Below are 8078 nucleotides of genomic sequence, written 5' to 3'. Positions count from 1 at the left end.
TACCCGGTAAAACCCCCGGATCCGGTACCCGACATGTTGAACCTGCATGGCACTCCTCCCTCGCCAAAGAAGTGCCAAAGGTTTGTGAACTTATGCAGGAATTGCTGAACGTCAACACCATCAACGAAATTGCCAACTTCAACGCGCAATTGGCACGCGAGCGCGAGACGATCAAGGAACGCATCGCCCATATCAACAAGTCGCTCGCGGAAATCGACTACAACCCCGGACGCTTCATCCTGCTGGAGTCGCAGGCCAGTCCCGACGCCGAAATCCGTGATTTCCAGCAGGATCTGCGCGCCTGCACCGAGGGGGCGGTGACCGGGTCGGACGACGCCCAGTATTCCGAAGCCAAGTTCCTTCAGGTCAAGGCGATCATCGACCGGTTCCGTGGCCGGGATGGCTTGTTGGAGCAGGACCGACGCTGGACCGCGAAGGTCACGGATGTGCGCAACTGGTTCTTGTTCGCAGCCAGCGAGCGCTGGCGCCAGGACAACACAGAACACGAGCACTACTCCGACTCGGGCGGCAAATCGGGTGGCCAGAAGGAAAAGCTGGCCTACACCATTCTCGCCGCCAGCCTAGCCTACCAGTTCGGTCTGGAATGGGGAGGGGTGCGCTCGCGCTCGTTCCGCTTCGTAGTCATCGACGAAGCGTTCGGACGCGGCTCGGACGAGTCGGCGCAATATGGTTTGCAGCTATTCCGACAACTCAACCTGCAACTCTTGATCGTTACGCCGCTGCAGAAGATCCACATCATCGAGCCCTTCGTGTCCAGCGTTGGGTTCGTGCACAACGACGGCGGTCGAGCCTCCAAATTGCGTAACCTATCCATTGACGAATACCGGGTGCAAAAAGCCCGACCGGAGATGGCGCGGTGACGTGGACCACGGCGAAGGACCTGAAAGCGCAGTTGGCGCGACTGTGGGAACGAGGGGAGCTGTTACGCGATGCCGTGACGGGCAACACCCGTTTCCCATTGCGCTTGACCATCAAGGGCCCCGCGTCGGCGGACATCACCGAACGGTTTGACGCCGTGCGCATCTGGGCTGCGGAATTGGCCGGCACCAGCCCCTTGCGTTTGGAGTGGCAGGAGATTCGTCACCGGGTACAAGGACTGCAGAGGCTCCCATCGGGCGGCTGGATCGACTCCATGGATGATGCGCTCGGCTGGCTCGGCAAACGTCGCGACTGGGATCGGTTTTCAAGCATGGTTGAAATGACCCGGCAGCAAAATCCCGCCTTGCTGCCCTGGCTGGCAAAGAGACCCTTGCAAGCCCTCGAACTGGCGGGCGAATGGTCCCGTTTGCTGGCTGTAGTGGATTGGGTCAGGAGGCATCCACGACCAGCAGTCTACCTGCGTCAAGTGGACTTGCCCGGCGTGCACAGCAAGTTCATCGAGACACATCGTGCCGTACTGGCCGAGTTACTCGACTTAGCCTTGCCTGCGGACAGCGTGAATACCACCAAGACCGGCGTTACGCAGTTTGCCGCCCGCTATGGTTTTCTAGACAAACCCACGAGGATTCGTTTCCGAGTCCTCGATCCCGAGATTCATACCCTGGGCGGCACGTCGTGCCCAGACATCACCCTCGACGCCAGCAGTTTCAGCCAGCTGACCATTGATGCGCGGCGGGTATTCATCACCGAGAACGAAACCAACTTTCTGGCCTTGCCAAACGTGCCAGGCGCAATCGCCATCTTTGGCGCCGGCTACGGCTGGGAGGCGCTCGCCCGGGCGCGCTGGTTGGAACGTTGCGCCATCCACTACTGGGGCGACATCGATACCCATGGCTTTGCCATCCTGGATCAACTGCGCAGCCACTTCCAACACGTCGCCTCGTTTCTCATGGATCGAGCCACGCTAGATGCCCACGTTTCCTTCTGGGGAAGAGAAGAAAAACAACAACTGAGCGATTTACACCGGCTGACACCAGAGGAATTGAGCCTATACAACGACCTGCGCGACAACCGCATCCGTGAGAGGCTTCGTCTCGAGCAGGAACATCTGAGCTTTGCTTGGGTGCAGGCGCGCATCGATCAATTGTTGCAACAGGACTGAATAAAGACTACATTCAGTCGTTAGCAGATCGAGGAGTGAGGTCATGCGCTACTCATCGCAAGTCAAACCCATCAGTTACCTCAAGGCGAACGCGGCCGAAGTCCTGGCCCAATTGACCGAGCGGCGGGAGCCGCTGGTCATCACTCAGAACGGGGAGGCCAAGGCGGTCATTCAGGATGTCGCCTCCTTTGAGGAAACACAGGAAACGCTGGCGCTGTTGAAAGTTCTCGCGCTCGGCAATGCGGAGATCGAGGCTGGAAAGGTCAAGCCCGTGGCTGAGGTTGTTGCAAGATTGCAGGCCAAACCGGCAGCCAAGTAATGGCAGGGCGAAAATACGAGGTCTTGCTGACCGAGGGGGCCGAGCAGGATCTGGAGGCTATCTACGACTACATCGCGGAATTCGACTGCAAGGCCAATGCCGACTACGTGCTGGATCGGCTATTGGAAGTCGTCGAGAGCCTGTCAACTTTTCCTGTGCGCGGCGCCTACCCCAAGGAACGGGCGGCCCTTGGCATCCGGGAGTATCGGCAGACCGCTTTCAAGCCCTATCGAGTGATCTACCGTGTCATGGCGCAGAAGGTTTACCTCTATGTGATCGCTGACGGCCGGCGGGATATGCAGTCGCTCTTGGCGCGTCGCTTACTTGGGGCTTGACGAAGCCGACGTGTAGGGTGTTCGATTCCGTGCAAATCAAAAGCACACCCGTTCACACCCAATGATGGATGCCATCAAACTGACCGGCGCCAGCCGCAACCGCCTCCAGCAGGACTTCCGCGGCCCGACCGTGCGCAACCATCCCGAGCGGCACGAAGCAGACAAATGTCCAAAACCTTTCGCTCTGGCGCGCAGAAATCCGCTATGGCGTATGCCGCAGAGCCGGCGGTATACCTTGCGGTATGTATGCAAAAGCCCGATGCCATACAACGCGCGGATGGGCGCTACGCATCGACATGGTCGGCTGCATGACACTCTGGTAGGCTTGCAACGATTTTCATCGCCTTAAACGAGCACCGCCAGAGCACCTTTGCCATGCATTCCAAAGCGCGAGTCACCGCCAACCATGTCGCCCAGCACTCGGGCAAAGCCGAGCATGCTGCTTACCGCTGGCGCGAACATAAACACCAGCCCGCGCACCGCGTGGGGCGCCTATGGAAGTTCAACTTGTCCGAGGTGGACGATTGGGTGCGCACCAGGAGCGCGGATGAAGAACAACGCGGCGATGGCCAGATGCCATCGCGCAATCCTTGAGGGGATGGCCTGAATGCCCACACTCAACTGGATCGGCAAAGAAGCCATCATCAAACACCACAAGGATGTGCCCTTCCGCCTGCTGGAGCCGGTGCCGGAACTCTCCTGCGGCGGTACCGACAGTGGCAATCTCATCGTGCAGGGCGACAACCTGCATGCCCTCAAGGCCCTGCTGCCGCGCTATGCCGGGCAGGTTAAATGCATCTACATCGACCCGCCGTACAACACCGGCAACGAAGGCTGGGTCTACAACGACAACGTCAACAGCCCGGAGATCCGGAAATGGCTGGGCGAGGTGGTGGGCAAGGAAGGCGAGACGCTGGACCGGCACGACCGTTGGCTGTGCATGATGTACCCGCGGCTGGTGTTGCTACGCCAGTTTCTGCGCGAGGATGGCGCGATCTTCGTGTCCATCGATGACAACGAAGTGGCCAGCTTGCGGTTGTTGATGGATGAGATTTTTGGGAGTCGAAATTTTGTAGGCACGGTTATTTGGCAAAAGAAATATGCCGTATCCAATGATCATAAAACCATCGCGCCCATGCATGACTTTGTTCTGGTTTATCAACGATCCCCGAGCTGGCAGCGCAACTTGCTGCCGCGTGGCCAAGAAAAAGACAGCCAGTACAAGCACAAAGATGAAAAAGGGGAATTTCGTGTTAGTGACTACACCTGCGCTAAAACAGCTGAGGAGCGCCCAAACCTTTACTACCCAATTACAAATCCTAATACAGGTGAGCAAATCTGGCCTAAACGCACGCGCGTCTGGGCTTATTCACGGGAAGAGCATCAACGACATGTGGCAGAGGATTTAATTTTCTGGGGCAAGGACGGCAAGGGCAAAGTGCCTGCCTATAAGCGCTACAAGCACTTGCTCCGCAATGATGGGGTGGTTCCACAGACATTGTGGCCACACGAATTTGCCGGTCATACTGATGGCTCACGCAAGGAGTTACGCGAACTTCTACATGACATTCCTTCGGTATCAGATTTTGCGACACCCAAGCCGTCTCTGCTCATTCAGCGTATCCTGCAAATCGCCACCGACAAAGATTCCCTCATCCTCGACAGCTTTGCCGGTTCTGGCACTACCGCCCACGCCGTGCTCAAACAAAACGCCGAAGACGGCGGCAAGCGCCGCTTCATCTTGGTCGAGATGGACGAGCACATCGCCCAGAACGTCACCCGCGAGCGCGTCAAACGTGTGGCGGAAGGCTACACCAACGCCAAAGGGCAAACAGTAGAGGGCCTCGGCGGCGGCTTCCAGTTCTGCCGCCTGTCCGCCGAACCCTTGTTCGATGCCGACGGCCAAATCCGCAGCGATGTGACATTCGCGCAACTGGCCGAGTTCGTCTGGTTCGCCGAGACCGGCACGGGCTTCACTGGCGCTGCTGATTCGCCACTGCTGGGCATCTTCGAGGGCCGCGCCATCTACCTGCTCTACAACGGCATCCTCAAGGACAAATCTGTCAACGGCGGCAATGTGCTCACCGGCCCGGTGTTCGATGCGCTGCCCAAGTTCGCCGGCCCGAAAGTGATCTACGCCGCTGCCTGCCGTCTGGGCGCGTCGCGTCTGGGGCGGGAAAATATCACCTTCAAGCAGACCCCGTACGCGCTGGAGCTGTGAGTGAAGAAACCTTTTCCGCTTTTCCAGAACAAAGAACTACGCGGCGCGAGCGATGCACTGGTGCGCGCGGCGTGCAGGGCGCAATATGGCATCGATACAAACCCGGCACGACTTCGATCATCACGGACCAACGAGGGCTCACCATGAATACGAAGGAACTCATCGATTCGGCCTTGAAACTTTCGCCAGCCGAGCGTTTTGCATTGATGGACCAAATCGCGCACAGCCTTGATCAGCCAGACCCAGAGCTGGATCGACTCTGGATCGAGGAAGCGGAGCGGCGTCTTGCGGCCTATCGTTCCGGGCAAGTCAAAGGTATCCCGGCCGAGGACGTAGTCGGGACATTTTGATGCGCATCGCGTTTTCACCCGAGGCGAAACTGGAATTCGAGGACGGCGAACGCTACTACGAACGGCAGGTCACCGGGCTGGGGGCGCGATTTCGCACCGAGGTTCGCGAAGCTCTGTCGCGTCTGCGCCACTGGCCGTTGGCAGCGCCCGTCGAGCACGGCGACATCCGGCGCTTGATCCTGAGCCGCTTTCCTTACAAGCTGCTCTATTCGGTCGAGCCTGACCTCATTTACATCGTCGCGGTCGCGCATTTACACCGCGCCCCGGACTACTGGATCGAGCGCGACTAGCCATGAGCATATTCCTCCCGAAAGCCTACCAACAACGGGTGCTCGACAGCGTGGAGGCTTATTTCAAGGCCTGCCATGAACTGCCCTCCCCCTCGCTTGCCTTCACCGCCACCGCCGAGGGCCTGTGCGTCGGCCCCAAAGTGATTTACGCCACCGCCTGCCGCTTGAGCTCGTCGCGCCTTGCGCGCGCGGGTATCACCTTCAAACAAATGCCGTATGTGCCGGAAGTTTGAGCATGACCCCGGAGCGCAAGGTCATCATCATTGCGGGACCCAATGGCGCAGGCAAGACGACGTTTGCGCGCGAGTTTCTACCCAATGAGGCGGCATGCCCGGTATTCGTGAATGCCGATCTGATTGCCGCTGGGTTGGCGCCATTTGCTCCCGAGACGGCGGCGGTGCGGGCGGGGCGTTTGATGCTGGCGGAGCTGGATCGGCATTTCCGCGCAGGTGAAAGCTTTGCCTTCGAAACAACGCTTTCGGGCCGCACCTATCTGCGCCACATCCGGCAATGGCAGCAGGCGGGCTATTGGGTGGAGCTGATTTTTCTACGACTCAACCATGCCGACGAGGCCGTTGCGCGAGTGCGACAACGGGTTCTGCAAGGCGGGCACAACATTCCCGAGGCGTTGATTCGCCGCCGTTTCACCGCCGGGCTGGAGAATTTCCACCGGCATTACGCCCCCGTTGCGGATGCCTGGGTTTTGTATGACAACGCCGGGGAAGCACCGGTTTTACTGGATTGGAGTGAGCGATGACCACCAAAACCATCGACCAAGCAAAGACCGCCGATCTGCGCGGCTCGTGGCCCGCCTTGCAACGCGCCGCGCAGCGGGCGCGCGAACTGGCCGTGCAAACAGGCACCGAATTGATCATCAGCCGCGCTGGGGTCATGGAGCGCATCAAGCCCGACACGAATCCATCTAGCCAGCCGTTGCAGGAACCCCAAGCCCACGATAAGGGCAAGCCATGACGACCTTTTCGCCCAAGGCCTACCAACAACAGGTGCTCGACAGCGTGGAGGCTTATTTCAAGGCCTGCCATGAACTGCTGTCCCCCTCGCTTGCCTTCACCGCCACCACCGAACGCCTGTGGGGACGCGGTTTGCCCTACAACCCGTTGTCGGGTTTCCCAGCCGATATGCCGTACTTCTGCCTGCGCGTGCCCACCGGCGGCGGCAAGACCTGGCTAGCGGCGAAAAGCGTCCAATTGGTCAACACCCATTTGCTGCGCACCGAACGCAGCGTGATTCTGTGGCTGACACCCAGCAAGCCGATCCGCGAGCAGACGATCAAGGCGCTCAAAGACCGCCATCATCCCTATCACGCCGCGCTGCGCGAGGCGGGGCCAATCACGGTGTTGGACCTGGAAGAAGCCAAGAGTGTGACCCGCGCCACGCTGGATACCTCGACCACGATCATCGTCGCCACGCGGCAGGCATTCCAAGTGGAGGAGGAAGAGTGCCGCAAGGTGTATCAAAGCAGCGGCGCGCTGATGCACCACTTCGACCACCTCTCGCCCACCCAGCGCGATGCCTTGCTCACCGATGGCGAGGGAGCGAATCGCACCACGCCCTATTCACTGGCCAACGTGCTGCGCCTGCGCCGCCCGTTCGTGATCGTCGATGAGGCGCACAACAGCCGCACCGAACTCGCCTTCGACATGCTGGCCCGTTTCCGCCCCAGTGGCGTGATGGAACTGACCGCCACGCCCGATCTCACGCGCACGCCCAGCAACGTGCTGCACAGCGTTTCTGCCGCCGAGTTGAAGGCAGAGGAAATGATCAAGCTGCCGGTGGTGCTGGAAACCGAGCCCAACTGGCAGCAGTGTCTGGCCGATGCCATTGCCCGACGCGATACCCTGCATAAACTGGCGGAGGAAGAACATCGCGCCGGTGCGCCGTATCTGCGCCCCCTGGTGCTGATCCAGGCGCAGCCGCGCCGCACGGGTGTGGAAACGCTGGACGTTGAGCGCGTGAGGAACGAGTTGATCGCCAACCACGGCATTCCCGCCAGTGAAATCGTGGTGGCCACTGGTGAGGAAAAGGGGTTGGAGCAAGTCGAAGTCGATTACAAGCTGGGATTGCGCGATCCGACCTGCCCGGTGAAGTTCATCCTCACGCAAAAGGCGCTGGCGGAAGGCTGGGACTGCCCGTTTGCCTACATTCTGGTGAGCATGGCCGAGCTGACATCGGCCACGGCGGTAGAGCAGCTACTCGGGCGCGTGTTGCGTCAGCCGGATGCCGCGCACAGGCAAGCCCCGGCGTTGAACCGGTCGTATGCCTTCGTGGTGTCGAAAAGCTTTGCGGAAACGGCAAGCGCGCTGCGGGAGCGGCTGGTAGAGGGTGCCGGGTTCGAGCGGCGCGAGGTCACGGAATTCGTCACGGCCGCCAAGGCTGAACAGGTGTCACGGGTCACCCTAATGGCGCCACCCAGGGTCGGCATAATGGCGCCATTTCAAACTACCTGAAATAGGGTCTCGAACGGGGTCAAGAATGGGCGA

General features: G+C 59.8%; 12 protein-coding genes. All 12 read left to right on the top strand.

Translation table 11 applies throughout. The features are described 5' to 3' along the window. On the top strand, positions 1-881 hold an 881-nt coding region (locus tag RTI30_RS10970; RefSeq protein ID WP_312263266.1), incomplete at its 5' end, for an SbcC/MukB-like Walker B domain-containing protein. Continuing rightward, positions 878-2062, top strand: a complete 1185-nt coding sequence (locus RTI30_RS10965) for a DUF3322 domain-containing protein (RefSeq protein ID WP_312263265.1) — start codon at positions 878-880, stop codon at positions 2060-2062. The genes RTI30_RS10970 and RTI30_RS10965, both read left to right, overlap by 4 nt. Positions 2063-2105: 43 nt before the next feature. Further along, positions 2106-2381 (top strand): type II toxin-antitoxin system Phd/YefM family antitoxin, encoded by a 276-nt coding sequence (locus tag RTI30_RS10960; protein WP_312263264.1) that lies wholly within the window; start codon positions 2106-2108, stop codon positions 2379-2381. Next, positions 2381-2716, top strand: coding sequence for a type II toxin-antitoxin system RelE/ParE family toxin (locus tag RTI30_RS10955; RefSeq protein ID WP_312263263.1), 336 nt, complete (start codon positions 2381-2383; stop codon positions 2714-2716). The genes RTI30_RS10960 and RTI30_RS10955 overlap by 1 nt, the downstream gene beginning before the upstream one ends. Before the next feature lie 375 nt (positions 2717-3091). Then, positions 3092-3310, top strand: coding sequence for a helix-turn-helix domain-containing protein (locus RTI30_RS10950; RefSeq protein WP_312263262.1), 219 nt, complete (start codon positions 3092-3094; stop codon positions 3308-3310). Positions 3311-3323: 13 nt separating this feature from the next. After that, a complete protein-coding gene (locus RTI30_RS10945) occupies positions 3324-4937 on the top strand; it encodes a site-specific DNA-methyltransferase (protein ID WP_312263261.1) in 1614 nt (537 codons plus the stop codon). A 143-nt stretch (positions 4938-5080) separates the two neighbouring features. Beyond that, entirely contained in the window at positions 5081-5287 is a 207-nt protein-coding gene (locus RTI30_RS10940) for an addiction module protein (protein WP_312274849.1), read from the top strand. Beyond that, positions 5287-5577 (top strand): hypothetical protein, encoded by a 291-nt coding sequence (locus tag RTI30_RS10935; RefSeq protein WP_312263259.1) that lies wholly within the window; start codon positions 5287-5289, stop codon positions 5575-5577. Before RTI30_RS10940 ends, RTI30_RS10935 begins: the two co-directional genes overlap by 1 nt. Before the next feature lie 2 nt (positions 5578-5579). Continuing rightward, complete coding sequence (locus tag RTI30_RS10930) at positions 5580-5810, top strand: hypothetical protein (RefSeq protein WP_312263258.1); 231 nt, start codon at positions 5580-5582, stop codon at positions 5808-5810. 2 nt (positions 5811-5812) lie between these two features. Next, positions 5813-6334, top strand: coding sequence for a zeta toxin family protein (locus RTI30_RS10925; RefSeq protein WP_312263257.1), 522 nt, complete (start codon positions 5813-5815; stop codon positions 6332-6334). Beyond that, complete coding sequence (locus tag RTI30_RS10920; protein WP_312263256.1) at positions 6331-6549, top strand: hypothetical protein; 219 nt, start codon at positions 6331-6333, stop codon at positions 6547-6549. Before RTI30_RS10925 ends, RTI30_RS10920 begins: the two co-directional genes overlap by 4 nt. Then, on the top strand, positions 6546-8045 hold the full coding sequence (locus RTI30_RS10915) for a DEAD/DEAH box helicase family protein (protein WP_312274851.1): 1500 nt from the start codon (positions 6546-6548) through the stop codon (positions 8043-8045). Before RTI30_RS10920 ends, RTI30_RS10915 begins: the two co-directional genes overlap by 4 nt. Positions 8046-8078 lie beyond the last annotated feature (33 nt).

This window comes from Candidatus Igneacidithiobacillus taiwanensis, assembly GCF_031962545.1.
Lineage (GTDB): Bacteria > Pseudomonadota > Gammaproteobacteria > Acidithiobacillales > Acidithiobacillaceae > Igneacidithiobacillus > Igneacidithiobacillus taiwanensis.
The sequence above is the reverse complement of the archived record's forward strand: the minus strand, read 5'-3'. Positions and strand labels throughout refer to the sequence as shown.

Coding starts and splice junctions, on each gene's coding strand:
- RTI30_RS10960 (WP_312263264.1), top strand. CDS start 2,106: ATGCGCTACTCATCGCAAGTCAAACCCATCAGTTACCTCAAGGCGAAC.
- RTI30_RS10955 (WP_312263263.1), top strand. CDS start 2,381: ATGGCAGGGCGAAAATACGAGGTCTTGCTGACCGAGGGGGCCGAGCAG.
- RTI30_RS10950 (WP_312263262.1), top strand. CDS start 3,092: ATGCATTCCAAAGCGCGAGTCACCGCCAACCATGTCGCCCAGCACTCG.
- RTI30_RS10945 (WP_312263261.1), top strand. CDS start 3,324: ATGCCCACACTCAACTGGATCGGCAAAGAAGCCATCATCAAACACCAC.
- RTI30_RS10940 (WP_312274849.1), top strand. CDS start 5,081: ATGAATACGAAGGAACTCATCGATTCGGCCTTGAAACTTTCGCCAGCC.
- RTI30_RS10935 (WP_312263259.1), top strand. CDS start 5,287: ATGCGCATCGCGTTTTCACCCGAGGCGAAACTGGAATTCGAGGACGGC.
- RTI30_RS10930 (WP_312263258.1), top strand. CDS start 5,580: ATGAGCATATTCCTCCCGAAAGCCTACCAACAACGGGTGCTCGACAGC.
- RTI30_RS10925 (WP_312263257.1), top strand. CDS start 5,813: ATGACCCCGGAGCGCAAGGTCATCATCATTGCGGGACCCAATGGCGCA.
- RTI30_RS10920 (WP_312263256.1), top strand. CDS start 6,331: ATGACCACCAAAACCATCGACCAAGCAAAGACCGCCGATCTGCGCGGC.
- RTI30_RS10915 (WP_312274851.1), top strand. CDS start 6,546: ATGACGACCTTTTCGCCCAAGGCCTACCAACAACAGGTGCTCGACAGC.